Consider the following 24,092-nt stretch of genomic DNA (forward strand, 5'->3'; position numbering starts at 1 on the left):
TACTTCTGTTCATGCAGTTCCGCAATGATTCCCGGAGATAAAGTGATAAATGGATCTTATAAAGGATTCATACCACTGCTTTTCACCCGAAAGCGCTGGATTCTGTCTGATTGAAATGGCAGGTCTTCTGACTTGTTTCTGTTGTAACACCTTCCCGATCTGAGACCAGTGGCATACAGAGGTTACAACATTTTTCCTTTGCAGGAATAAAACTTACAGCTACGGGGATAGTCCCTGATTTTCACAGGATTCCCTTTTAATCTTCCTCACTGAATTGTGATTCGGAAACCATTGTCGATAACAAAGATATGAATTAATTCAATATTGCAAGGAGCCATATATGGCTATGTTATTCTTCCGTAATATATCCCGGATGGGATATTATGAGGTAGTGATTATAAAACAAGAAACTCCGGTGAAATCACTTCACCGGAGTTTTATATTTAATTAGGATATTATAAACAATATCTAAAATTATTTGTACGGTTCGCCTTTAACAGCAGCGATACCCGGCAGAACTTTGCCTTCGATAGCTTCCAGTAAAGCACCACCACCTGTAGATACGTAAGAAACTTCGCTTGCAATACCGAACTTGTTAACGCAAGCAACAGAGTCGCCACCACCAACAAGAGAGAATGCACCGTTCTTAGTAGCTTCAACTATAGCGTTACCTACTGCACGAGAACCGTCGGTGAAGTTTTCGAATTCAAATACGCCTGTCGGACCGTTCCAAAGGATAGTCTTAGACTTCTTGATAACGTCAGCGTAGATTTCAATAGTCTTAGGACCAATGTCAAGACCTTCCCATCCGTCAGGAATTTCGTTAACATTAGCATATTTTGTATTTGCGTCGTTGCTGAAAGCGTCAGCAATCTTTGCGTCGACAGCCAATACAAGGTTTACACCTTTTTCTTTTGCTTTCTTCATCAGGTCAAGAGCCAGATCCAACTTATCGTCTTCAACGATAGAGTTACCGATCTTACCGCCCATAGCCTTTGTGAAAGTATAAGTCATACCACCTGTTACGATCAGATTGTCTACCTTGTTCAACAGGTTTTCGATGATTTCGATCTTAGAAGAAACTTTAGAACCACCCATGATAGCAGTAAACGGACGAGCGATGTCGTTCATTACTTTTTCTACAGCTTTTACTTCTTTTTCCATCAGGTAACCGAACATCTTGTGGTCAGCATCGAAGTAATCAGCAATCAGAGCTGTAGAAGCATGAGCACGGTGAGCAGTACCGAATGCATCGTTTACATAGCAGTCTGCATAAGAAGCCAATCTCTTTGTGAATTCTTTCTGGCTTTCTTTTACTGCTTTTTTAGCAGCTTTCTTTTCGTCGTCTGTTGCATCTTCTGCCAAACCTCTTGGTTTGCCTTCTTCTTCTGCATAGAAACGAAGGTTTTCCAGCAATAAAGCTTCGCCCGGTTGCAGAGCTGCAGCCTTAGCGCCAGCTTCTTCACCAATACAGTCGTTAGCAAACTGAACTTCTACGCCCAGTAATTCAGATACACGACCCAAAATATGTTTCAGTGAAAATTTATCAGTAACGCCTTTCGGACGGCCCAGGTGAGAACCTATGATTACGCTGCCACCGTCTGCCAGGATCTTCTTAAGTGTAGGAAGAGCGGCACGAATACGAGTGTCGTCTGTGATGTTGAAGTTTTCGTCCAATGGAACGTTGAAGTCAACTCTAACAAATGCCTTTTTGCCGGCAAAATTGAAATTGTCAATTGATTGCATAACTCTTGTATTTAAATTTCTGTATAAAATGTCTTTCTTAGCGCTCGCAAACTTACACAAAAATATTTTATTTCAATGTTACATTTGCAGAATAATTCGGTCTGTTTAGCATACAAATGGCTTCTTTTGGGGGTGTATATATATAATGTATAGGGAAAGGCCCGTTTGTTGTCGCATTCATGACAGAGATTTACCAGATAGGAAAGGGAGGTACTTTTATGATAGCTTTTTTTTAATTCTTTTAAAAGTATCTAATACTCTCAGTATATATATTTGCCCCCGGCTAATAAGTAATCATTTTTGTATACTCTATAAAAATCATTATGAAAATGCAAATTAACTGTTTAAACCTATTATTTGTACTGTTATTGGGAATAATCCCTTGTAGTAAAGTCCACGCTGGTGATTCTGAAAAGAGCGTGATGTTGTATACTCCCTACACAAAGATAGCGGTTCCGCCGGGGGAGTCGATCGATTACAGTATTGACGTCATTAACAAGAGTGACGAAGTGAAAAACGCGACTATCTCTGTCGAGGGAATACCTCGGGGATGGAGTTATGAAGTAAAGTCCGGGGGATATTCGATCAGCCAGCTTTCGGTCCTTCCTGATGAGAAGAAGAATTTTTCCCTGAAAGTGGAAGTGCCGGTGAAAGTGAATAAGGGAACTTATAATTTTACGGTTTCGGCCGATGGTATGGCTAAGCTTCCGCTTACGATTACCGTTTCCAAGCAGGGAACTTATCAGACTGATTTTACAACAACTCAGCCGAATATGGAGGGTAACTCCAAATCTACTTTTACCTTTAATGCAACGATCAAGAACCGTACTGCGGAACAACAGCTTTATGCCCTGACGGCTGAAGTAGAAAGAGGTTGGAATGTGGTATTCAAACCAAATTATAAGCAGGCGACATCTGCGCAGGTTGAACCGAATGCTACTCAAAATATAACGATTGATATCAATCCTCCGGCTAATGTTGCTGCCGGTAGCTACAAAATTCCTGTTCATGCTTCTACCGGCTCCACTTCTGCCGATCTGGATTTGGAGGTTGTGATAACGGGTTCATACGAAATGGAGCTATCCACACCAAGAGGTTTGCTTAGTTCCGATATCACAGCGGGAGAAACAAAAAAGATCGATCTGGTTGTTAAGAATACAGGTTCGGCAGAGTTGAAGGATGTACAGCTTTCTGCAAGTAAACCAGTCGACTGGGAGGTGACCTTCGATCCTGCCAAAGTGGTAAAGCTGGGAGCCGGACAGACAACCAGTGTGATTGCTACCGTAAAGGCATCTAAAAAAGCGCTTCCCGGCGATTATGTGACGAAGATGGAGGCCAAAACTCCGGAGGTGAATGCTACAGCCGATTTCCGTATTTCTGTGAAGACCCCGATGATCTGGGGATGGGTCGGTGTCTTGATTATTATTTTGGTATTGGGAGGTGTTTATTATCTGTTCCGCAAATATGGAAGGAGGTAAGCCATGTGTCAACCTGTTATTGAACTTACCGGACTGACAAAGAAGTATGGTGATTTTACTGCGGTGAACGATTTGAACCTCCGGATAAACAAGAAAGATATATTCGGATTGCTGGGGCCTAACGGGGCAGGGAAGTCGACTACGATCCTGATGATGTTGGGACTAACGGAGCCAACTGCCGGTTCAGTGAAAGTTTGTGGTATAAACTCTACAACACATCCGATCGATGTGAAACGGATAGTCGGTTACTTACCGGAAGATGTCGGCTTTTACGATGATATGACCGGTATTGAAAATCTCGTATATACCGCACAGTTGAACGGTATTCGGAAGAATGAAGCCAAGGAAAAGGCAGGGCAATTATTGGAAAGGGTAGGGCTTGCCAATGAAGGAAAGAAGAAGGCCGGTAAATATTCAAGAGGTATGCGTCAGCGCCTGGGCTTGGCAGATGTTCTGATAAAAGAGCCAGAAGTGATTATTCTGGATGAACCGACTTCGGGAATTGACCCTTCCGGTGTGCGTGAGTTTATGGATCTGATCCATCAGCTCAGTAGCGAAGAGGGATTGACTGTTTTGTTTTCTTCCCATCATTTGGACCAGGTGCAGCAGGTTTGTAACCGGGTTGGCTTGTTCTGTAAGGGGAAACTGCTGGCAGATATTGAACTGACCGAACAGCAGAAGAGGGAGCATGGGCTTGATGATATTTATAATCGTTATTTCGAAGGAGGTAAAGATCATGAATAGAGTGTATCATCCATTTTGGGTTATTGTGAATAAAGAGGTGTCCGATCATGTAAGGAGCTGGCGGTTCATTATCCTGATCGTCATTATCGCTCTGACTTGTATGGGGTCACTGTATACGGCTTTGACGAATATTGGGGCTTCCATTAAACCGAATGATCCGGACAATGCGTTCCTTTTCCTGAAACTGTTTACCGTATCGGATGGAACTCTACCTTCTTTTGTCGTGTTTATCAGTTTCCTGGGACCACTGTTAGGGATTGCTTTGGGATTTGATGCGATAAACTCGGAACAGAACCGGGGTACATTGAGTCGTATCCTGTCTCAACCGATCCATCGGGATTTCCTGATCAATGCGAAATTCGTAGGTGCTTTGATCGTGATAGGTATCATGTTGTTTGCCCTCGGATTTCTGGTGATGGGTTTTGGCCTGATTGCGATCGGGATTCCTCCAACGGCGGAAGAGTTTTTGCGAATGGTGTTCTTTATTATCGTCAGTATCTTCTACGTAGCATTCTGGCTGAATCTGTCGATTTTCTTTTCCATACAATTCCGTCAAGCTGCGACTTCAGCGCTGGCCTGTGTGGCGATCTGGCTGTTTTTCAGTGTTTTCTATAATATGATCATTAACCTGATCGGGAAAGCACTTAGTCCTTCAGACTTTGCCAGTGATTATCAGTTTGTACATTATCAGCGTTTTATGCTGAATCTGTTACGGTTTGCACCGAGTCAGTTGTTCAATGAGGCAACGACAACTCTGTTGATGCCTTCAGTCCGTAGCCTGGGACCATTGACTATGGAGCAGGTACATGGGGCTATTCCCAGCCCGCTGCCGTTAGGTCAGAGTCTGCTGGTTGTCTGGCCACAGTTGACCGGATTGATTGCTGCGACAGTTATTTGTTTTGCTTTATCGTATGTCTCTTTTATGAGACGAGAAGTGCGTTCCCGATAATTTGATAATAAATAGAGAAAAGGCTCTTGTCTGTTTTGTATCAGATAGGAGCCTTTCTTTTTTTATATCTCAAAACCATATCCTGGTTTACACAGCTTCCAGTTTGAAACGCAGACGTAACCGTCCGTCGGTATAATCGTAGTTCAGTAATTTAAACCGTCCGATTTCAGAGGTATTGCTGACATGGGCACCGATACAGGCACAAGCATCATAATCGCCTACCCGTACGATGCGCAATGTTTCGCTGGCTTCTTCCGGTAGTTTGCTCAAATCTACAATATCGGCAGCCGCTTCACGTGGCATAAAGTCAATAGTAACCGGCAGATGTTGTTCAATGACTTCGTTGACACGGCGTTCCACTTCAGCCATTGTTTCTGCAGAGGGGGCTTCCGATAAAATATAGTCACATTTGCTCTTTTTCCTTTCTATATGAGCGTTCTTAGAACGGGGACAACCGAACATCCGGACCATTGTCTGATTAAGAATATGTTCGGCAGTGTGCATAGGTGGATATTCCTGTTTGTTGTGATCGTTTAATTGGATTTCCTGTTCCATAAATATACTGAATCTTTCTTTTTGATAATTTATTCTGCAATCTCTTTTTTCAAAATGCTATATACATTAATATCTGTATATTCTCCGGTTATTAAAAGTTCACCGTCGCGTTCCGTACCTTCTTGTGTAAATCCTAAGCGTTGAGGAATGGCATTGCTGGCTGCGTTGCCTACGGCGCATCTTATTTGGATGCGGTTGAAACCTTTTTCAAAGAAAGCCAACAGGCATAAATGATGTACGGCTCGTGTCACAATGCCTTTCCCTCTGTATTCGGGGAGCAGCCAATAACCTATTTCCGTACGATAATTGGCGCGGTCTGAAAAATGGAAGCCAATCAATCCACAGATGCTTTTGCCTTTCTCAATGATATAGACGATATCCCGTTCTTCATACGGGACCTTTAAGGATGATTCCAGGAACGATTGTTCGTCGGCAATACTTTTCAGGCTATCGACAAACGGTAACCAGGTTCGCAGATCGTCACGATTTTTATCTATCGCGTTATAAATAACTTCGGCATCCTCGTAAATAGCTTCACGGATAGTATAACCCGGAACACCGAAAGACGAGACATGAGGATAAATACATTTCTCAAATGCCTTTCTTGTATTGTTACCTCGGTAACAGACTTCTCCCGTATATTCAAACCCTAGCGAATCGATCAGGTGAAGCATGTATTCATTGTCGTAATTGGTGTCGACACGGAAATTATAAATACCTTTCCGACGGCTGACCTTTTCTGCTTCCAGCATGAAACGTTTGGCTATTCCCTGGCGTTTCATTTCGTCGGCAATAGCCAGACGGTGGACGATCATATAAGGAAGTTCATTCGTCCATTTACCATCTATTTCTTTATAAACAGGTTCTCCGTCAAATGAGATGACACCATAGGCTACCACTTTATTTTCTTTACAAAAAACGTAGCCGTTACCTGTTTTTATATCTTGATCGATCGTTTCGAGAGCCGGGTAACTTTCATCCCATTGGTGGCTGTTAAGTCGGCGCATTTGTTCTTTTGCCTGCCCGATAATGACCCAGATACGCTCGATATCCGTTTCTTCAGCTTTCCGGAATTGTAAGTCGGAGGTGATATTTCTATTGTCCATATTATATACTTATATTTCAGCAGATGCAAATATAATGATATATTTCGGGCAATCGGATATTTTAGGGGAGAAGTAGAAAGCGATCCCGGGTTGAGCCCGGGATGAAAAGACTGTGGTTTTTGACACAGTCTTTTGTTTTCTTAATTAGAACTCGTAGTGGAAACCGAAACTCAGGTCTTCCGAACTCAAACTGATACCGGAAGTGCTGTTTGCATATTTGTAATCGTCACGATAACCGGCAAATCCGTATTTGGTAACGAATGTCAGGTTTTTGCATATCTCCAGTGCAATACCCGGTTTGATACCGACTTCGAAGCCATTGACATTGTCATAACCTTCTTCTTTATAAGTAGAAATACCAACGCCACCATCCAGGAATAAACGAACGATACCTTTTTCAAAGAAAGAGAAACGGGCATAAGGTGCAAAACTGAATGCATTTGCTTTTGCTTCATCTTTTTTGACATGAGTATAGCCGATTTCTGCAGCAATAGCCCAATTCTTGTTCAGGTTGTAACCGACTTCAGGAGCGATAGTAAAATTGGTGATATCAGTGTTCTTATCGTGAGTCAGATTGAAAGAACCACCTACATAAACCTGTGCATCAGCACTGATGATTGCCATAAAAGCAACCACCAAAGTAAAAACTAACTTTTTCATCTTTGCTTGTATTTTAAACTTTAAATGTAAACGGCTGTAAAGATATACAAAAATAAACATATGTTGTACGGCATAAATATTTTATTGTTTGTCTTGCTTATTACAGAATATCCTTAACTTTGTCGCCGTAACAATTAACAAAAAAGCATTATGTCAGTTGCAAAGAGGGATTTAGATGATACAAGAAAGGTGACAACACATCGCCTGATGGAAATGAAACAACGTGGAGAAAAAATATCCATGTTGACAGCTTACGACTATTCTATGGCTAAACTGATTGATCAGGCAGGTATGGACGTTATCCTGGTCGGCGATTCTGCATCGAATGTGATGGCCGGAAATGTAACAACGCTTCCTATAACACTGGATCAGATGATTTATCATGGTAAGTCTGTTATGAAAGCCGTTAATCGTGCATTGGTAGTAGTAGACCTGCCTTTCGGTACCTATCAGGGTAATTCGAAAGAGGCTTTGGCTTCCGCTATCCGTGTCATGAAAGAGACTCACGCTGATTGTATTAAATTGGAGGGAGGAAGTGAAATAAGAGAATCCATTGAGCGCATCCTTTGTGCAGGTATACCTATCATGGGACATTTGGGTTTGACTCCGCAGTCTATTAATAAATTCGGAACTTACACAGTTCGTGCCCGTGAAGAAGCTGAAGCACAGAAGTTGATTGACGATGCACATCTGTTGGAAGAGATCGGTTGTTTTGCCATCGTGTTGGAAAAGATTCCGGCAGACCTGGCTGCACGTGTCGCTTCCGAACTGACTATTCCTATTATCGGTATCGGTGCCGGTGGAGGTGTAGACGGTCAGGTTTTGGTGATGCATGATATGTTGGGCATCAATATGGGATTCTCTCCGCGTTTCCTTCGTAGATACGCTAATATCGGAGAAGAGATCACTCGTGCCGTACAAGCTTACATTGAAGATGTAAAGACACAGGATTTCCCGAATGAAAAAGAACAATATTAGAAAATATTGAACCCAAATGACAGGTTTTGTAGGGGCGGGGTTTACCCGCCCTTTGTGACAATAATATAACAACCGATGGAGAGGGGCGGGCAGACCCCGCCCCTACCAACGACACTACATTCAATTTTGATAAATACTGAATCTATTGCCATCCCCATTGGCATATTAGCACATTATTTATGAAAGCTCATCTTTTAATAGGTGCCGCTTCATCGGGAAGCGGAAAGACAACATTTACACTCGGATTGCTTCGGGCATTGAAGAACCGGGGTGGAAAAGTCAGACCGTTTAAATGCGGACCGGACTATATCGATACACGCCATCATAAGGAAGCGGCCGGTTTCCCTTCCGTAAATCTGGACAGTTTCATGATGTCGGAGCAACATATACGGGAACTGTATCAACGTTATACATCCGGTGCCGATTATGCCGTAACCGAGGGTGTCATGGGACTTTTCGACGGCTATGACGCTATGAAGGGCAGCAGTGCGGAAATTGCCCGGTTACTGAATATCCCCGTTATCCTGATCGTTAATGCGAAAAGTACAGCTTACTCCGTTGCCCCCTTATTATATGGGTTCAGGAACTTCTATAAAGAAATAAACATTGTCGGTGCAGTCTTTAATTTCGTTGCCTCTGAAAGCCATTATTCCTTTCTGAAACAAGCCTGTGAAGATGCCGGAGTGGAAGCTTTGGGATATCTACCCAAACAGGCAGATGTGGAAATACCGAGTCGTCACCTGGGTTTAACGCTGGATGAAGCATTTTGTTTCGATACTTTTGCCGACCGTGTAGCCGAATTAGTGGAGAAACACGTCGATATCGATCGTCTTTTAGCATTGACAGCTTGCCGACCGAATACTGTTTCGCCCGTATCTTTCCAGGAGGAAAGACAATCTTCTCCTTTGAAAATATCCATAGCCCGTGATGCCGCCTTTAACTTTGCCTATGAGGAAAATATCCGTTTCCTACACCAGTTAGGAAAGGTTACTTTTTTTAGTCCGTTGAAAGATTCAAGATTGCCGGAATCTGATTTTGTCTATTTACCAGGTGGTTATCCTGAATTATTCCTTTCCGGATTATCAACCAACCGATCCATGCTCCAATCCATTCGCAATTATGCCGAAGCAGGAGGGAAGTTGCTTGCAGAATGCGGTGGAATGATGTATCTCTGTAATGATATAAAGTCGTCCGAAGGAACGAGTTATCCGGTAGTCGGTCTATTGAACCAATCGGCGACTATGGAACAGATGAAACTTCGTCTCGGATACCGTACGTTACGTTATAAGGATCATATCTTAACGGGCCACGAATTCCATTATTCACGTATAGAATCTCAGGAAGAGAAACTCCTGTCTGTCGCAACGGCCTATACTGCTAAGGGCAGTCCCGTCGACACTCCTTTATACCGATATAAGAACGTGCTCGCCGGATATACCCATCTTTATTGGGGAGACCCGGCAAGGAACCAATGGTTCATCGACTATCTGAACGGACTTATTTAGCCATTGCCAATGCTTTCAACTCTTTGGGCATTTTCTCGATCGCATATCTCAGGGAAGTTCGTGGCATAGCCGCTTTTTTTGCCATCACATAATCGAAGACTTCTTTCTGATGGGCTTCACTGGCCGCTTTCAGCATCCAGCCATATCCTTTTTGTACCAGATCGTCCGGATCATTGAAGAGAATATCGGCTATTTCAAATATATCGTTTAGGAAAAGCCCTTTTCTGGCAGGGATGATCAATGTTACAGCGGCGGCACGTTTCGTCCAGCGGTTGTCGGAATGCGCCCACTCTTTTAACCGGGTAATATATTCCGGGTACATTTCCAGGAAAGTTCCAACGGTATGATTGCATAATGTGTCGCAGGATGCCCAGTTGGATACATATTCATTCACCCATCCCTCGAATACAGAAAAGTCTTCCGGCTCATATCGTTCGTGGATATAATAGGACCAGTTGCAGGCAATATAAGATTCTTCCGAATACCCGGACTTCCACAATTCTTCGCATAAAGCAAAGATTTCGTTCTTGGGAAGTTCCTTGATCGACTGATAAAACTCCTTACTGATCTTGTTGACCATAGGAATTTTTACTCCGTGATACAAGATCTTCTCTTTGAAGAAGCTCTGTGCATTCAGCCGGGTCTTTTCATCAATGTTTTCTTTCAGTGCCTGACATACTTGTTCTATAGCTGTTTTCATGAGGTATATATAATATATTTGATTACAAACATACATATTTTTCCTATATATGTCCATTTTATCGAAATTATCCTTATTTTCGTGAAAACTAATAACTCATACCATGGTCAATACTATTTTTCTGGGGATCGCCATCGTCGCATCCGCAATATTTCTGATACAGTTCATCATGTCTGTCTTCTTTGGTGATCTGGATACGGACACCGATGTCGACGTCGATCTTGGCAGCGTGGTTTCCTTTAAAGGATTAACCCATTTTTGTATCGGCTTCGGATGGTATATGTATATTGCTAAGAGTACAGCCATATCCACTTTTCTGATCGGAATCCTGATCGGGTTGGCGTTTGTTTTCATTTTATGGTTCCTGTATAAGAAAGCTTACCAGCTTCAGAAGGAGAATAAGCCGGAGAAGACGGAAGCCCTGGTCGGACGGGAATGTACTATTTATGCCCACGACGGAATACGTTATATCGTACAGGTGGCTTTGAACGGAGCTTTGCGTGAAGTGGAAGTGCGTTCCCTGGAAGGTAAAACCTACCAGACCGGAGACCGGACGTTGATCTGCAAAGTGGAATCGGGAACAATTTATATACAATAATAATAAATCAGCGAGTAAATTATGACACAGGAAATGTTAATCATGGTAGCCATCCTTGTAGGGGTTATCATCCTTTCTTTTATCGGGATCCTTTCCCGTTATCGCAAATGTAAGAGTGATGAAGTGTTGGTGGTGTATGGTAAGACCTCCGGTGAGAAGTCTGCTAAACTCTATCATGGTGGTGCTGCCTTCGTTTGGCCTATCATTCAGGGGTACGAATTCCTGTCGATGAAACCGCTTCAGATCGATTGTAAACTGACCGGAGCCTTGTCTGCCCAGAATATCCGTGTGGATGTCCCGACGACCATTACGGTCGCGATCAGTACCGACCCCGAGGTGATGCAGAATGCTGCCGAACGTCTGTTGGGGCTGCAACCGGAAGATAAGCAGAACCTTATTACCGATGTCGTGTACGGTCAGATGCGTCTGGTCATTGCCGATATGACGATCGAGGAACTGAACTCCGACCGTGATAAATTCCTCTCTAAAGTGCGCGACAATATCGATACGGAATTACGCAAGTTCGGTCTCTACCTGATGAACATCAACATCAGTGATATCCGCGATGCAGCCAACTATATTGTCAACCTGGGTAAAGAAGCGGAAAGTAAAGCTTTGAATGAAGCCCAGGCGAATATCGAAGAACAGGAAAAACTGGGTGCTATCAAGATTGCGAACCAGATACGTGAACGTGAAACGACTGTAGCCGAAACACGTAAGGACCAGGATATCGCGATTGCCGAAACCAAGAAGCAGCAGGAAATCTCCGTAGCCAATGCCGACAAGGAACGTATCTCGCAGGTTGCCGTAGCCAATGCATCAAAAGAATCGCAGGTAGCCAAAGCAGAAGCCGATAAGAATATCAATATCGAAAAAGCAAATACAGAAAAGGAAAGCCGTATCGCAGAATTGAATTCCGACATGGAAATCAAGAAAGCCGATGCCGGAAAGAAAGCAGCCGTAGGGCGAAATGAGGCAAATAAAGAGGTTGCCAAATCGGATGCCGAATTAGCAGTAACACAGGCAGAAGCAAATAAACAGGCCGGTGAAGCAGCAGCTAGATCAGAAGCCTCCGTACAAGCAGCCCGCGAAATAGCTCAGCGTGAAGTGGAAGAAGCAAAAGCGAAGAAGGTGGAATCTGCCCTGAAAGCACAAAAGATCGTCCCGGCAGAGATCGCCCGTCAGGAAGCGATCCTCCAGGCGGAAGCTGTTGCCGAAAAGATGATCCGTGAAGCCGAAGCAAAAGCAAAGGCAACATTAGCGCAGGCAGAGGCCGAAGCAAGAGCGATCCAGATGAAGCTGGAAGCCGAAGCTGAAGGTAAAAAGAAGTCATTGCTTGCTGAAGCCGACGGTTTCAAGGCGATGGTCGAGGCCGCCGAATCGAATCCGGCTATCGCTATCCAGTATAAGATGGTAGATCAGTGGAAAGAAATTGCCGGCGAACAGGTGAAGGCATTCGAACATATACAGCTGGGTGATATCACTGTCTTCGATGGAGGCCAGGGCACAACCGGTAACTTCCTGAATCAATTGGTTAAAACTGTAGCTCCGAGTCTCGGCGTATTGGATAAGCTGCCTATCGGTGATACGGTAAAAGGAATCATTCACCCGGAAGAAAAAGAAGATAAGAAAGATACAACAAAGAAGTAAAATGAGAATTTATACCAAAGGAGGGGATAAAGGCCGCACCGGTATCCACGGTGGCGAACGGGTTGAGAAAGACGATATCCGTATCGAAGCGAACGGTACATTGGATGAAGTGAATGCACAGATCGGTATCGTGCGGGCTTTATTGCCTTCGGAACATGAGTGGCAGGATGTCTTAGGTAAAATACAACGGGAGTTGATGGTGGTGATGTCGCACGTGGCAACTCCGTCCGCTATCCGTGATAAGAATCCGAACAGCCTTTCGGACGACCTGGTGTCTTTCTGCGAACAACAGATCGATGTCTTGACGGGACAGATGCAGGATAACGGCTTCTTTATCCTGCCCGGTGGTACATTGATTTCGGCTCACCTGCAACTGGCGCGTACCGTTGCCCGCCGTGCCGAACGCCGCCTTTGGACTTTGTACCGGAAAGACCCGCTTCCGGAAGAGATCATGCAGTTTGTCAATCGCTTGTCAGACTTGCTCTTTACAATGGCTCGTTACGAGATGTTCAGGCAGGATCATGCCGAAGAGCGCTGGAACTCCTTCTTGTATAAGCGTAAAAGATAGGAACTTCAATATGCTAGGATAGCATATCTAATGTCTTTTGTCCGCAGTTTTGAATAAATAAGGCCAAAGTTACCAAATAGCAAGGCGTGCCTTACGTATTTGTAGCTTTGGCTTTACCTTTTTGTTATGCCAACCTTACGTATTTTAATCTAGGGAGGAATGAGCTTAAAGTATGTCCCTTTTTACTTTACATATAAGGATGTAAAGGTTTACTCCCCGGTAGGGATATCCTGCCAGGTCCCTTTCACCAGTTCGCGGGTAGTCGTAAACCCAATCTCTTTCAGTAGTTTAAAAGCCTCTTCCCGTCCGTCATTCACCAGATCCGGATAGTGGCAGTCGGAGTTGACCATTACCGGTATATTCATCTCTTTCAGTAATCCGAGATATTCTTTCCGAGGGAATAGCTGCTGTTTTTTTACCAGATTTTTGGTGTTTACTTCTATCATCAACCCCTTTTCTGCGATCAGATCGAGGGTTGCCCTGAACGGTTCCTGATACCAGTCCGCATCAAATGAGAAACCTTCGCATTTGTGTCCGTTCATATAAATCTTGTCCATGTGCCCAACGATATCGATTCCTCCTGCCTGGATCATCTTCATGGTCGAATCGAAATAGCGGGCAACCAGTTTACGGATATCACCTTCGAAATAGTGATCGAGGGAAGCTTTGTAATCGGTAAAAGAACCGTCGATGCAGACCATGTTCTCTTCACACAAATGTTCTGATATAGGGAGGAAATGAATGGAGCCGATGCGGTAATCTAACGGTAATTCCCGGAAATAGGCGATAGAAGGATTATAGGTTTCATCCAGATAATCGATCTCCAGGGCTGTATATATTTCCAACCGGTCACTGTATTTCGTTTTCAGCCGGTTTATTTCAGCCAGGTATTCGGGCATATCGTCTTTCGACATATTCCAGAATGTTTCGAAGGGCAGGGGAGAATGCGATGAAAATCCATACGCCCGGAACCCATGGGATATAGCGAACTTTACAAAGTCTTCAGGCGTACTACGCCCGTCACAGAATGTACAATGACTGTGATAGTTACTAAGCTGCATAAATTATTGTCGATTATTTAGGGACACAAAGATAGGAAATCTTTCCGGGTTATCATAAACATATTGTTCCGTACTGTTGTTTAATAGTTGAGAGATTGTTAAACAGGTGATAAATATTAAGAGATATGAACAGGCGTGAAAGGCTGGAGTTGGAAGTTTCCAATATTCAGGAAAAGATAGATAAAGCTTCTAAGGATGTTCCTTCCCATATTTTGAATTCGTGGAAGAAGGATCTGGTGAGTCTGGAGTTTGAACTGAACAACCTCGTGGATGGCGAGGAAGATAATAATTATTGAAAGTGTATATTTATAGGTTAATAGATTGTTTTAGAAAGAAAAGAAGAAGATGCCTAAAAGCTATTACCGGATGCAGATAACGCAGAATACGCAGAGTTTCGCAGATTTTTTAATTAATAATACATATGGTCTGCGAGACTCTGCGCTCTGTCTGCGTATTCTGCGTTCCTTAATATAGACTTTTTAGACAACTCCTTCTTTTTGTCTTATTTGATAACGTTCAGCTCTTTACCCACCTTGATAAATGCAGCGATCGCTTTATCCAAATGTTCTTTTTCATGTCCGGCAGACAACTGGACGCGGATACGTGCCTGGTCTTTCGGAACTACCGGGTAATAGAATCCTGTTACATAGATTCCTTCTTCCTGCATCTTGGCAGCGAAATCCTGAGATAATTTAGCATCATACAGCATAACGGCACAGATAGCGGACTGAGTCGGTTTGATATCGAAACCGGCAGCCAGCATCTTATCGCGGAAGTAAGATACGTTACCCATCAGTTTGGTATGCAGGGCATCGCTTTCTTTCAGCATCTTGAACATTTCCAGACTGGCTCCGACAATAGCTGGTGCTACTGAGTTAGAGAACAGATAAGGACGTGAACGCTGGCGAAGCATGTCGATAATTTCTTTTTTACCTGTAGTGAAACCACCCATTGCACCGCCGAATGCTTTACCTAATGTACCTGTGAAGATGTCTACTTTACCATATACATTATATTGTTCTGCCACACCGTGACCGGTCGGACCGACAACACCGGCAGAGTGAGATTCGTCTACCATGACCAGTGCATCGTATTTTTCAGCCAGTTCGCAGATCTTATCCATCGGAGCAACATTACCGTCCATCGAGAACACACCGTCTGTTGCTATGATGCGGTGACGCTGAGCCTGCGCTTCCTGCAGACAACGTTCCAGATCGGCCATATCGGCATTGGCATAACGATAACGTTTTGCTTTACACAAACGTACACCATCGATGATGGAAGCGTGGTTCAGTGAATCGGAGATGATAGCGTCTTCTTCGCCGAACAACGGTTCGAACAAACCTCCGTTTGCATCGAAACAAGCGGCATACAGAATAGTATCTTCCGTTTTGAAATAATCGGAAATGGCAGCTTCCAGTTGCTTGTGAAGATCCTGTGTTCCGCAGATAAAACGAACGGATGACATACCGTATCCGTGAGTATCCATGGCTTCTTTAGCTGCATTGATCAGACGTTGGTTGTCTGACAGACCAAGGTAATTGTTGGCACAGAAGTTTAAAACATCACTTCCGGCATTTACTTTAATGTCGGCTCTTTGAGGCGTAGTAATGATACGCTCGTTTTTGTACAATCCGGCTGCTTTAATGTTAGCCAGTTCCTGTGTAAGGAATTCTTTCAGTTTACCGTACATAACTTTGTTTTTTGTTAGTATTTTTAAATCGGGCAAAGTTCCTATTTTTTTTTGATAATGTGTAAAAAAAAACACAAGAAAATCGTGCAGGAACAATTTTATTCTCTATACCTTTGCCGCAGAAAAAACTTAAAAGAACAATAAAAACGCAATGAAGAATGTATTAATTATCGGTTCTACCGGTCAGATCGGCTCAGAGTTAACCATGGAGTTGAGAAAACGCTACAATGGCGACATCGTAGCAGGTTATATTTCCGGTGCAGAACCTAAAGGTGAATTATTAGAATCAGGACCTTCTGCACTTGTTGATATAACAAATGAACAGCAGATCGCTGAAACAGTGTCTAAATATAAAATCGACACGATCTATAACCTGGCAGCGTTATTGTCTGCTGTAGCTGAAGCAAAACCTCAGTTAGCATGGAAGATCGGTATGGGTGGTTTGTTCAACGTATTGGAAGTAGCTCGCGAAATGCATTGTGCCGTATTTACTCCGAGTTCTATCGGTGTATTCGGTAACAACACTCCGAAAGACAAGACTCCGCAGGATACAATCCGTAATCCACGTACAATGTATGGTGTTACTAAAGTTTCCGGCGAGTTGTTGAGCGATTATTACAACATCCGTTTTGGTGTCGATACCCGTTCGGTTCGCTTCCCGGGATTGATCTCTTACGTAACTCCTCCGGGTGGTGGTACGACCGACTATGCTGTGGATATTTACTATTCGGCTGTAAAAGGTGAAAAGTTTGAATGCCCGATCGCTGCTGGTACATTTATGGATATGATGTATATGCCGGACGCTTTGCATGCTGCTATCCAGATCATGGAAGCCGATCCGACTCGTCTGATACACCGTAACTCATTCAACATTGCTTCTATGAGTTTCGATCCGGAAATCATTGCAAACAATATCAAGAAATACATTCCTGAATTACAGATGGAATATAAAGTCGATCCGTTACGCCAGGCAATTGCCGAATCATGGCCTAACTCGCTGGACGATACTTGTGCCCGTGAAGAGTGGGATTGGAAACCGACTTACGATCTGGATACAATGACCCGCGATATGATCGCTAAACTGAAAGAACGTTTCGGTAAATAATAATTATAAGAGGTTTGGTGAAGAGAGGGGATGTCCGGTTTCGGGTGTCCCCTTCGTTTTTATGTGTTGTAGAACATGTTTTGGCTAAATAATGTTAAGGTGATGCATTTTTCTTGCTAAAATTATGCTGAATAACATAAAACCTCTATATTTGCACTGTGTTTTTCATGGTATTAGATTTAAGGTTAACAATGAAGATTGGCTGTCCGTGATGGATAGCCTTTTTTTGTATATACAGGTCTCTGTAATGTTTATTTTTAATTATTTAGCCGGAACTGTTTTACTGAATTTTCGTGGATATCCGAAGAGAATAGCCAATAGTGCACCAAATCCTAATAAATAAGGATAATACAAGTATTGCATCACTTCAATAGGGGATACGTTCCCTAAACCGGATGCCATCAGTAATTGTGCCCCGTAGGGAATGATTCCCTGTATGAAACAAGAAAAAATATCCAGGATACTTGCGCTGCGACGCGGGTCGACTTTGAAACGGTCTGCTATGTCTTTAGCGATTGGGCCTGCCATGATCAGGGCAATCGTATTGTTCGCCGTACAAAGATTGGCGAAACTTACCAATGCGGCAATGCTCAACTCTGCACCTTTCGAAGAACGGATACGAGAAGTCAGCTTGAGGATGATCCAGTCGATTCCACCGTTGTAACGGATCATTTCCAGCATTCCTCCTGCCAGGAGCGTTACAATAATTAGTTCTCCCATATTGGTGATACCGAGGCCCATTGAAGCTGTCCATCCCCAAATATCGAAACCTCCGGTCAGCAGTCCGACGATGCCTGAGAGCAGGATACCGATGAATAATACCAGCATTACATTTACGCCGCAAATGGCCGCTACAAGAACGACCAGATAGGGGACCACTTTTACCCATTCAATAGCTCCTGCTGTATAACTGCTGTCTACGCCACTTCCTACTATGACATATATAATACCTGTTATGATCGCGATAGGAAGGGCGATACGTATATTTACTTTAAACTTATCGTTCATATTGCACCCTTGTGTACGGGTTGCAACAATTGTCGTATCGGATATGAAAGACAGGTTATCGCCGAACATGGCACCGCTCACGACAACTCCTAGCATCAAAGCATCGGGCATCCCAGTTTTGGCGGCAATCCCGACGGCTACCGGTGCCAGGGCAACGATGGTGCCTACAGAGGTTCCGACAGAGATCGAAATAAAACAAGCGGCAAGGAAAATACCGGCCGCCAGCAGGTTGCCGGGCAGGATCGACATCGCCAGGTTTACTGTCGCGTCTACTGCTCCCATTGCTTTGGCTGTCTGGGCAAAGGCTCCGGCCAATATAAAAATAAGGACCATAAGCATTATATTGCTGTTGGCCGCTCCGCGACAGAATTGTTCGATACGGTTGGATAGTTTTCCCCCTTTGGATATGGCTATGGCTACAACCGATGAGATAACGAAGGCTACTGTTATCGGCATCTTGTAGAAATCTCCAGCCAGTATGGAAACAACCAGATAGGTGAACAGGAATACCAGCAGGGGTATCAGTGCCCATGCATTCGGTGCATGATTGAGGGGAGTATTTATATTCGTATCTTTCATAATTGTCAATTATCAATTGTCTTTGTCAATTGTTTTGAATCCATTTCCAACAGCCTAGAAGGAGAAGCGTAACGCGATACGTACCCCGCCTTTCTTAATATTGGGCTCGTCCAGGTAAGTCAACCGGCGGTAATAGTCTATACGGAGGATCTTGAAGATATTTTCCAGACCGATACTGGCTTCCATATACGGTGTTTTGCCTAATGGACGTGTACCGTCAGGCAGGACAAACAAGCCGGGAGTCATTGTCGGGTTGTTCTTATCTGTTAGTCCGCCGTAGATACCGTTGAAAGATATCACTTCACGCAGACGTAACCATTTGATACCCGGAATACGATTTAGTATCCATCCTTTCATATAATAGGTTGCGTTGAATGATACATACTGGTCGGTTACGAATTCCAAAGCGTTCATCATGTGGAATGCTTCCGGCTGGATCGTGATAGACTGGTTGGTATTCGGCAGGATCAGCAAAGGGAAAGGTACCTTGTTCCATACTTTACCAGCTTTCAACTGTGTATCGATATGGCCGAATGAGGATAACCAGATACGCTTTTCGGCACTGAGCTCCGTATGGTTATAATTGTATTCTCCACCTAAGACACCTTTAAATCCCAACTGATGCGACAGCTTAAAGATAGGAGCGTCTTTCGACAGGTTGAATACGGATTCTTTTCCCGAACGTCCGTCGTAGGAACGTTCTCCGGGGGCAAAACGAAGCTGTGTACCGATTTCTGATGTGGTAATGTCTTTTTTATGGATCAGTGTACCGTCTGCTTCTTTCTGGATATATTTAAGTGTACCGGCAGCCTGGTTATTCTGGTTGTACACCCATGATCTCCAGGTGAGACCGTTCAGCCATTCTTTTTCGTATTGAAGCATGGATTTGCGGATGTACTGCATTTTTGTTACAGGTTCACCGACTTTCCAGGCGACAAAGATATTATCCTTGCTGGTGAATAGGAAATCCTGTCCGGGAGTATAAACGTCATATTCCTGGATAAAGGATAAATTATTGACCGGACTTTCCCCTTCGTGATAGAGTTTCTTATTAAAACTATGGGTCAGTTTTACATTGTATTTTAATTTTCGGTCGTTCGTTCCGTAGGCAAGATAACCACTGGCAAACCAGTAAGGATTCAAATTTGCTGTTGTCATACCGCCGACACGCAACCGGACACCTTCCAGGCGGTTACCGCTGATGGTGGTATTCATCGGACCGAAATCGAATTTGGTTGATTTCTTATCTCCGGCTGTCGGGATATAACCGGATATAAGGATCTCCGCCGTTTTAATGATCACATTGAATGCCGGGACTTTACGGAGTTGTGCCAGCAAATCGTCCAGGGCATTTTCTTTTTCTTTCAACGGGACATGACGATTGTTGATCCAGAAGGTATCCGTCTGTTCGATTGCTATAGGTAATGTATGAAGCGAACCTAATAAATTGAATACCGAATCGGCCTTTGCCTGTTCTATATTGAAATTGTATTTATCGTAATTACGGAGTTGGTGCGCATAGAGTTGTTGTGCTCCTTTTACCAGATAGAAGTTGACATAAGTGTTTTCATTCTTTACTACCCAGGTACTATCCGGCATTCGTTCAAATTCCTGTTCGATACGGAGCTTTTCGACCCAGTTCAGATTGATGTTGACCGGCGTGTTAAGCAGGAATTTCTTCAATGCGTAGTTGCCGTCCAGTGTAATGTATAATCTACCGGTGAAACCATAACTTTGGCTGTTGACCGGGACGAAAGCCAGGTCGACACATTTATCGCCTCCGATATCCAGCGTATCCATGATGTAGTATTTGTAGTAGCTGGTAGCTAGGGTAGAGGACAGGGGACTGACAAAGCGGTTCAGCAGGATATTGATATTGTTATCGAAAATGTCGATGCCTTGAAATATCTCTTCCAGGTTAGAGGTGATGCCGCCGCCGTCATCCAGAGTCTGGTCGACACCTTGCATGCGTTTACCTTTGACGATCGTCTTTTCGGTCTTCGGTTGTTTCCGGTAATACTTGTCCGCGATCGTTTCACGAACGGAGAGGGTCAGGATGGGTTTACCGTTAAATTCGGATGTATCCAGATAGTTCTTGATGAATTTGAATTTCTTCATGAACTTGTTTTTCTCGAAGTCCGGGTTGAAATCGTCCAGGGAGAGGGAGAGCTTTTCGTAAACTTCCGTTTGGTATTCGTCTTTCGACTCGATACGGTTGTCGTTCTTATGTTCAATCACTTTTTTGATCAGTTCGACTGCCGGATTGTCTTTACGGGTATATTTTTCTTTCTTTGGTTTTACTACGACCTCGGATATTTCAAAAGCAGTAGGACGGAGCGCAATCATCAATCCATCGTTCTTTTGTCCCGTTTTGAGGTCTAATGTTTTAGTATCGTATCCTAATGATGCAATAGCTAACTTGTTGTATCCTTTATCGTTCTGTAAAGCAAAAGCTCCGTTGTCGTCGGTCATTGCCCCTATAGTGGAACCCTCGAAATAGACGGAAACAAATCCCAGAGGTTCTCCGGTGATTGAATCCTTTACAATACCGGAAGCAGAGGTTATGCTTTGTGCACATAAAATAGAAACACCGGTCACTGTTTGCAACAGTACCAACAGTAATATTAATCGAATTCTTTTTACCATGAAACTAACGTTATTCCTTCTCGGATAATGCAGTTGGCAAAGGTACTATTTTTCCCGGTTGAAGCCGTGTAAGCCTTATTAATAATATTTAATCAAGGTGGATGATAATGAAGGGTGAGGACCCTGATCTTCCAATCAGGGCCCTTCCTTTATTTAGTTATAAGCATCCACAATACTTTGGTATTTCAACTGTTTGTCGAATGAATCCTTATCTAGTTCGGTAGTGACATGGATTGTTACCGGTTCATTGGGTAATAAATCGAAATAGTTGTCGGAGAAGAAGTTGTCGATGCCGTCGATACTTAAGAATACGGCACGGGCAAAAACATCGCTTTGAACCGTTACATCGAAACCGTCACCAGCAGGAACGGAAGTCATCTGTATATCTGCTTTCGGGAAATCAATATCTTTATAGCGGGTAAAGAAGTAGTTGTTGGAGATTACTTCGCTTTCTTTACCATTTTCGGTGAAACGGGCGTTTACTACGACTTCGTTCAGGTTCTTACCAGCCACCAAGCTTTCTATCGGGGCGGAGAACTGAATCTTGCTCGTATTGGCAGGTAATGTGATATTGCTGTTCTTTGTAAATAACACAGAACCTTTCAGATCCATTACGCGAATATCCAGTTTCCCTTTAACCGCTTTCAAGCGGTCGGATATTACCCATACATTTAATATACCATCTTCTGCGATTGGAGATACCAAAATGTCGCGGAAAGCTTTTTTCGTGAAATAATGCTGCGCTTTCCAACGTCCGTAATAATCACGGCTGGACCAGGAAGCGACAGGCCAACAGTCATTATGCTGCCAGAACAGAGACCCCATATTATAAGGCATCATGCGTCGGTGAGCTTCCATAGCAGTCTTCATCGCATCTCCCTGGAGCAGGATACTCATATAAAGTGTACTGGGGAAATCTTTCGGTTTACGATATTCTTCCAAAGTGATGTTTTCGATACGTGAATTAGCAATCTGTCCGCCACGCTGGTGCGCCATCATCACATCCGAATAAATATCGTGGTCACGTTCTTCTGGTGCATATTTCAGTACAGATTGATATTCAGGGAAAGACTGGAAGCCGTACTCTGAGAAGAAACGAGCTTTCACTTTGTTGAAGTGCGCAACAGAATCGACACCTTGCCATACCCCCCAGTAATGGGCATCACCATTCGGGTTCCAGTTCGGTTTACCACTTTCGCATTTGGCATCCGGATCACCGCCGTAAGGAGAAGACGGCCAATAGAAAATGGTAGGGTCATATTCTTTTACCACATCAGCCAGAATACCATTGAATAACTTTTTGGTGTCGTTATGTAGCTGTTCTGTTACACCGTATTGATCGAACTTTTTCATCCACCCCCAGTTGAACCAAGCTGTGTGGATTTCATTATTTCCGCACCAGATTGCCAGACTTGGATGGTTGCGCAGACGAATCACATTATCGATCGCTTCCTGGCGGATATTCTCCTCCAAATCCGGTGTCAGCGGATAAACGCTGCAAGCGAACATGAAATCTTGCCAAACCAGAATACCGTGTTTATCACAAAGATCGTAGAAGAGGTCTTCTTCATAGATACCGCCTCCCCATACACGAAGCATGTTCATGTTGGCATTGACCGCATCCATAACTGTCGTTTCATACTGTTCGGCGGTAACACGTGGCAGGAAGTTATCCTGGGGAATATAGTTGGCACCTTTCATGAATACCGGTACACCGTTCAGTTCGAAGTAGAACGTATGGCCGTCTTTGTCCGGCTTATTAATGACACGGATACTGCGGATACCGATATTTGTAGTATTGCTGTCGGCAACCTTATTATCCATGCTGATAGTTGCAGTGAACGGATACAAGTGAGCTTCACCCAAACCGTTCGACCACCAGAGTTTCGGGTTATTAACGGTCAGATCGGTTTCTATAACGTTGATACCTTTTTTCACCTGTGCCTTTTTCGTCCAGGTATTTTTGATACCGTCAGCTTTGATGTTCAGCGTAATTTCACCGTCTTTATCCGCTACGACCTGTACACGGGTTTTGATATCGGCACGTTTGGCGGTTACGTTTGTCTGGTCATAAAAGATATTATCAATGCGTGCATTATTCCATCCGACCAGATAGACGGGGCGCCAGATACCGCTGGTGACGATGCGGGGTCCCCAGTCCCAACCATAATGATAACCGGCTTTACGGGCAAAGATGCTTACCTTTTTATCGAAGATGCCACCGTTTTCCGATTGGTCGTTGCCAGCCTCGACGGGGAACTTTAAGGCTTCGAACTTGGGCAGGTCTACTTTGATGGGTGAATGGAAATAGACACGAAGTTCGTTGTCATCCTTTTTCAACAGGTTCTTTACGTTTACCGTCCATTCACGGAACATATTGTCGGCTTTGAGGATACACGAGTCGTTCAGATAGACGTCCGCATACGTGTCCAGTCCTTTGAAATCCAGTTCAATGTTGTCTTTATTGAAGATATCCGGGGATACATTCAATGTCGTTTTATATTCCCAGTCTTCTTTGTCTATCCATTGAATACTCCGCTCATTCAGACGAAAAAACGGGTCTTCGATGATCTTGTTATCCATTAGGTCGGTTTGAACGACACCCGGTACGGTTGCCGGATACCAGTTATTACCGCGGACCTGTTTAAAGGTCCAACCTTTATCGATGTTTTGTTTAGCGACGCCATCTGCCAGGGCCGGAGTGGTCGTAGCCAAAGCGGCAAGGGCGACAGCGGATAATACAGTTTTGTAACGCATAATTAT

General features: G+C 43.8%; 20 protein-coding genes and 1 riboswitch. Of the genes, 10 read left to right on the top strand and 10 right to left on the bottom strand.

What is annotated here, in order from left to right; all coding sequences use genetic code 11:
- Positions 1–99: 99 nt before the first annotated feature.
- Positions 100–308: riboswitch (cobalamin riboswitch) on the bottom strand.
- Positions 309–474: 166 nt separating this feature from the next.
- Complete coding sequence (gene pgk / locus DWX23_RS10090; protein ID WP_122352549.1) at positions 475–1,746, bottom strand: phosphoglycerate kinase; 1,272 nt, start codon at positions 1,744–1,746, stop codon at positions 475–477.
- A 323-nt stretch (positions 1,747–2,069) separates the two neighbouring features.
- On the opposite strand from pgk, the gene DWX23_RS10095 reads away from it, so the two are divergent.
- From DWX23_RS10095 to DWX23_RS10105, 3 genes are read left to right on the top strand one after another with little or no spacing between them, the layout of a single operon-like run.
- Positions 2,070–3,224 (top strand): NEW3 domain-containing protein, encoded by a 1,155-nt coding sequence (locus DWX23_RS10095; RefSeq protein WP_199673264.1) that lies wholly within the window; start codon positions 2,070–2,072, stop codon positions 3,222–3,224.
- A 3-nt stretch (positions 3,225–3,227) separates the two neighbouring features.
- On the top strand, positions 3,228–3,968 hold the full coding sequence (locus DWX23_RS10100) for an ABC transporter ATP-binding protein (protein ID WP_122374385.1): 741 nt from the start codon (positions 3,228–3,230) through the stop codon (positions 3,966–3,968).
- Positions 3,961–4,917, top strand: coding sequence for an ABC transporter permease (locus DWX23_RS10105; protein WP_122374428.1), 957 nt, complete (start codon positions 3,961–3,963; stop codon positions 4,915–4,917). Before DWX23_RS10100 ends, DWX23_RS10105 begins: the two co-directional genes overlap by 8 nt.
- A gap of 87 nt (positions 4,918–5,004) precedes the next feature.
- Here DWX23_RS10105 and DWX23_RS10110 read toward each other — a convergent pair whose 3' ends face one another.
- The 3 genes from DWX23_RS10110 to DWX23_RS10120 all read right to left on the bottom strand — a co-directional run bounded on the left by DWX23_RS10110 (position 5,005) and on the right by DWX23_RS10120 (position 7,238).
- Positions 5,005–5,472: a hypothetical protein gene (locus DWX23_RS10110; RefSeq protein WP_122374386.1), complete on the bottom strand. Its 468-nt coding sequence runs from the start codon at positions 5,470–5,472 to the stop codon at positions 5,005–5,007.
- A 29-nt stretch (positions 5,473–5,501) separates the two neighbouring features.
- On the bottom strand, positions 5,502–6,578 hold the full coding sequence (locus tag DWX23_RS10115; protein WP_122374387.1) for a GNAT family N-acetyltransferase: 1,077 nt from the start codon (positions 6,576–6,578) through the stop codon (positions 5,502–5,504).
- Between the two features lie 144 nt (positions 6,579–6,722).
- Entirely contained in the window at positions 6,723–7,238 is a 516-nt protein-coding gene (locus DWX23_RS10120; RefSeq protein WP_122352620.1) for an outer membrane beta-barrel protein, read from the bottom strand.
- A 150-nt stretch (positions 7,239–7,388) separates the two neighbouring features.
- Here DWX23_RS10120 and panB point away from each other — a divergent pair, with 150 nt between their 5' ends.
- Both panB and DWX23_RS10130 read left to right on the top strand, forming a co-directional pair.
- Positions 7,389–8,216 carry a 3-methyl-2-oxobutanoate hydroxymethyltransferase gene (gene panB / locus DWX23_RS10125; protein WP_122352554.1) on the top strand — a complete coding sequence of 276 codons (828 nt, stop codon included), beginning with the start codon at positions 7,389–7,391 and terminating at the stop codon, positions 8,214–8,216.
- Positions 8,217–8,395: 179 nt separating this feature from the next.
- Positions 8,396–9,721 (top strand): cobyrinate a,c-diamide synthase, encoded by a 1,326-nt coding sequence (locus DWX23_RS10130; protein ID WP_122374388.1) that lies wholly within the window; start codon positions 8,396–8,398, stop codon positions 9,719–9,721.
- Here the strand turns inward: DWX23_RS10130 and DWX23_RS10135 are convergent.
- Entirely contained in the window at positions 9,714–10,421 is a 708-nt protein-coding gene (locus tag DWX23_RS10135; RefSeq protein WP_233587567.1) for a DNA alkylation repair protein, read from the bottom strand. The genes DWX23_RS10130 and DWX23_RS10135 overlap by 8 nt on opposite strands.
- A gap of 103 nt (positions 10,422–10,524) precedes the next feature.
- Between DWX23_RS10135 and DWX23_RS10140 the strand changes: the two genes are divergently transcribed.
- The 3 genes from DWX23_RS10140 to DWX23_RS10150 are packed head-to-tail and all read left to right on the top strand — an operon-like array spanning position 10,525 to position 13,237.
- Positions 10,525–11,019: a hypothetical protein gene (locus DWX23_RS10140; RefSeq protein WP_122374390.1), complete on the top strand. Its 495-nt coding sequence runs from the start codon at positions 10,525–10,527 to the stop codon at positions 11,017–11,019.
- Between the two features lie 21 nt (positions 11,020–11,040).
- Entirely contained in the window at positions 11,041–12,669 is a 1,629-nt protein-coding gene (locus tag DWX23_RS10145) for a flotillin family protein (protein WP_122352558.1), read from the top strand.
- A 1-nt stretch (position 12,670) separates the two neighbouring features.
- A complete protein-coding gene (locus DWX23_RS10150) occupies positions 12,671–13,237 on the top strand; it encodes a cob(I)yrinic acid a,c-diamide adenosyltransferase (protein WP_122374391.1) in 567 nt (188 codons plus the stop codon).
- A gap of 209 nt (positions 13,238–13,446) precedes the next feature.
- Here the strand turns inward: DWX23_RS10150 and DWX23_RS10155 are convergent, their stop codons facing one another.
- On the bottom strand, positions 13,447–14,298 hold the full coding sequence (locus DWX23_RS10155) for a histidinol-phosphatase (RefSeq protein ID WP_122374392.1): 852 nt from the start codon (positions 14,296–14,298) through the stop codon (positions 13,447–13,449).
- 125 nt (positions 14,299–14,423) lie between these two features.
- On the opposite strand from DWX23_RS10155, the gene DWX23_RS24970 reads away from it, so the two are divergent.
- Positions 14,424–14,594, top strand: coding sequence for a hypothetical protein (locus tag DWX23_RS24970; protein WP_183669684.1), 171 nt, complete (start codon positions 14,424–14,426; stop codon positions 14,592–14,594).
- Positions 14,595–14,800: 206 nt separating this feature from the next.
- Here DWX23_RS24970 and kbl read toward each other — a convergent pair whose 3' ends face one another.
- Positions 14,801–15,991 carry a glycine C-acetyltransferase gene (gene kbl, locus DWX23_RS10160; RefSeq protein ID WP_122374393.1) on the bottom strand — a complete coding sequence of 397 codons (1,191 nt, stop codon included), beginning with the start codon at positions 15,989–15,991 and terminating at the stop codon, positions 14,801–14,803.
- Positions 15,992–16,142: 151 nt separating this feature from the next.
- Between kbl and DWX23_RS10165 the strand changes: the two genes are divergently transcribed.
- A complete protein-coding gene (locus DWX23_RS10165) occupies positions 16,143–17,096 on the top strand; it encodes an NAD-dependent epimerase/dehydratase family protein (RefSeq protein WP_122374394.1) in 954 nt (317 codons plus the stop codon).
- 261 nt (positions 17,097–17,357) lie between these two features.
- On the opposite strand, the gene DWX23_RS10175 is transcribed toward DWX23_RS10165, so the two are convergent.
- The 3 genes from DWX23_RS10175 to DWX23_RS10185 all read right to left on the bottom strand — a co-directional run bounded on the left by DWX23_RS10175 (position 17,358) and on the right by DWX23_RS10185 (position 24,086).
- Positions 17,358–18,683: a Na+/H+ antiporter NhaC family protein gene (locus DWX23_RS10175; RefSeq protein ID WP_122374396.1), complete on the bottom strand. Its 1,326-nt coding sequence runs from the start codon at positions 18,681–18,683 to the stop codon at positions 17,358–17,360.
- A gap of 54 nt (positions 18,684–18,737) precedes the next feature.
- Positions 18,738–21,329: a DUF5686 and carboxypeptidase-like regulatory domain-containing protein gene (locus tag DWX23_RS10180; protein ID WP_122374397.1), complete on the bottom strand. Its 2,592-nt coding sequence runs from the start codon at positions 21,327–21,329 to the stop codon at positions 18,738–18,740.
- Between the two features lie 153 nt (positions 21,330–21,482).
- Positions 21,483–24,086: a glycoside hydrolase family 2 protein gene (locus DWX23_RS10185; protein WP_122374398.1), complete on the bottom strand. Its 2,604-nt coding sequence runs from the start codon at positions 24,084–24,086 to the stop codon at positions 21,483–21,485.
- Positions 24,087–24,092: the final 6 nt, after the last annotated feature.

The sequence above is a fragment of the Parabacteroides sp. AF18-52 genome, from assembly GCF_003479145.1.
Classification (GTDB): Bacteria; Bacteroidota; Bacteroidia; order Bacteroidales; family Tannerellaceae; genus Parabacteroides; species Parabacteroides faecis.

Bases quoted from the DNA above. Each gene is read 5' to 3' on its own strand.
- DWX23_RS10130 (WP_122374388.1), top strand. From the start codon at position 8,396: ATGAAAGCTCATCTTTTAATAGGTGCCGCTTCATCGGGAAGCGGAAAG.
- DWX23_RS10120 (WP_122352620.1), bottom strand. From the start codon at position 7,238: ATGAAAAAGTTAGTTTTTACTTTGGTGGTTGCTTTTATGGCAATCATC.
- panB (WP_122352554.1), top strand. From the start codon at position 7,389: ATGTCAGTTGCAAAGAGGGATTTAGATGATACAAGAAAGGTGACAACA.
- DWX23_RS24970 (WP_183669684.1), top strand. From the start codon at position 14,424: ATGAACAGGCGTGAAAGGCTGGAGTTGGAAGTTTCCAATATTCAGGAA.
- DWX23_RS10150 (WP_122374391.1), top strand. From the start codon at position 12,671: ATGAGAATTTATACCAAAGGAGGGGATAAAGGCCGCACCGGTATCCAC.
- DWX23_RS10140 (WP_122374390.1), top strand. From the start codon at position 10,525: ATGGTCAATACTATTTTTCTGGGGATCGCCATCGTCGCATCCGCAATA.
- DWX23_RS10145 (WP_122352558.1), top strand. From the start codon at position 11,041: ATGACACAGGAAATGTTAATCATGGTAGCCATCCTTGTAGGGGTTATC.
- pgk (WP_122352549.1), bottom strand. From the start codon at position 1,746: ATGCAATCAATTGACAATTTCAATTTTGCCGGCAAAAAGGCATTTGTT.
- DWX23_RS10105 (WP_122374428.1), top strand. From the start codon at position 3,961: ATGAATAGAGTGTATCATCCATTTTGGGTTATTGTGAATAAAGAGGTG.
- DWX23_RS10175 (WP_122374396.1), bottom strand. From the start codon at position 18,683: ATGAAAGATACGAATATAAATACTCCCCTCAATCATGCACCGAATGCA.
- DWX23_RS10110 (WP_122374386.1), bottom strand. From the start codon at position 5,472: ATGGAACAGGAAATCCAATTAAACGATCACAACAAACAGGAATATCCA.
- DWX23_RS10180 (WP_122374397.1), bottom strand. From the start codon at position 21,329: ATGGTAAAAAGAATTCGATTAATATTACTGTTGGTACTGTTGCAAACA.
- DWX23_RS10155 (WP_122374392.1), bottom strand. From the start codon at position 14,298: ATGCAGCTTAGTAACTATCACAGTCATTGTACATTCTGTGACGGGCGT.
- kbl (WP_122374393.1), bottom strand. From the start codon at position 15,991: ATGTACGGTAAACTGAAAGAATTCCTTACACAGGAACTGGCTAACATT.
- DWX23_RS10135 (WP_233587567.1), bottom strand. From the start codon at position 10,421: ATGAAAACAGCTATAGAACAAGTATGTCAGGCACTGAAAGAAAACATT.
- DWX23_RS10165 (WP_122374394.1), top strand. From the start codon at position 16,143: ATGAAGAATGTATTAATTATCGGTTCTACCGGTCAGATCGGCTCAGAG.
- DWX23_RS10185 (WP_122374398.1), bottom strand. From the start codon at position 24,086: ATGCGTTACAAAACTGTATTATCCGCTGTCGCCCTTGCCGCTTTGGCT.
- DWX23_RS10115 (WP_122374387.1), bottom strand. From the start codon at position 6,578: ATGGACAATAGAAATATCACCTCCGACTTACAATTCCGGAAAGCTGAA.
- DWX23_RS10100 (WP_122374385.1), top strand. From the start codon at position 3,228: ATGTGTCAACCTGTTATTGAACTTACCGGACTGACAAAGAAGTATGGT.
- DWX23_RS10095 (WP_199673264.1), top strand. From the start codon at position 2,070: ATGAAAATGCAAATTAACTGTTTAAACCTATTATTTGTACTGTTATTG.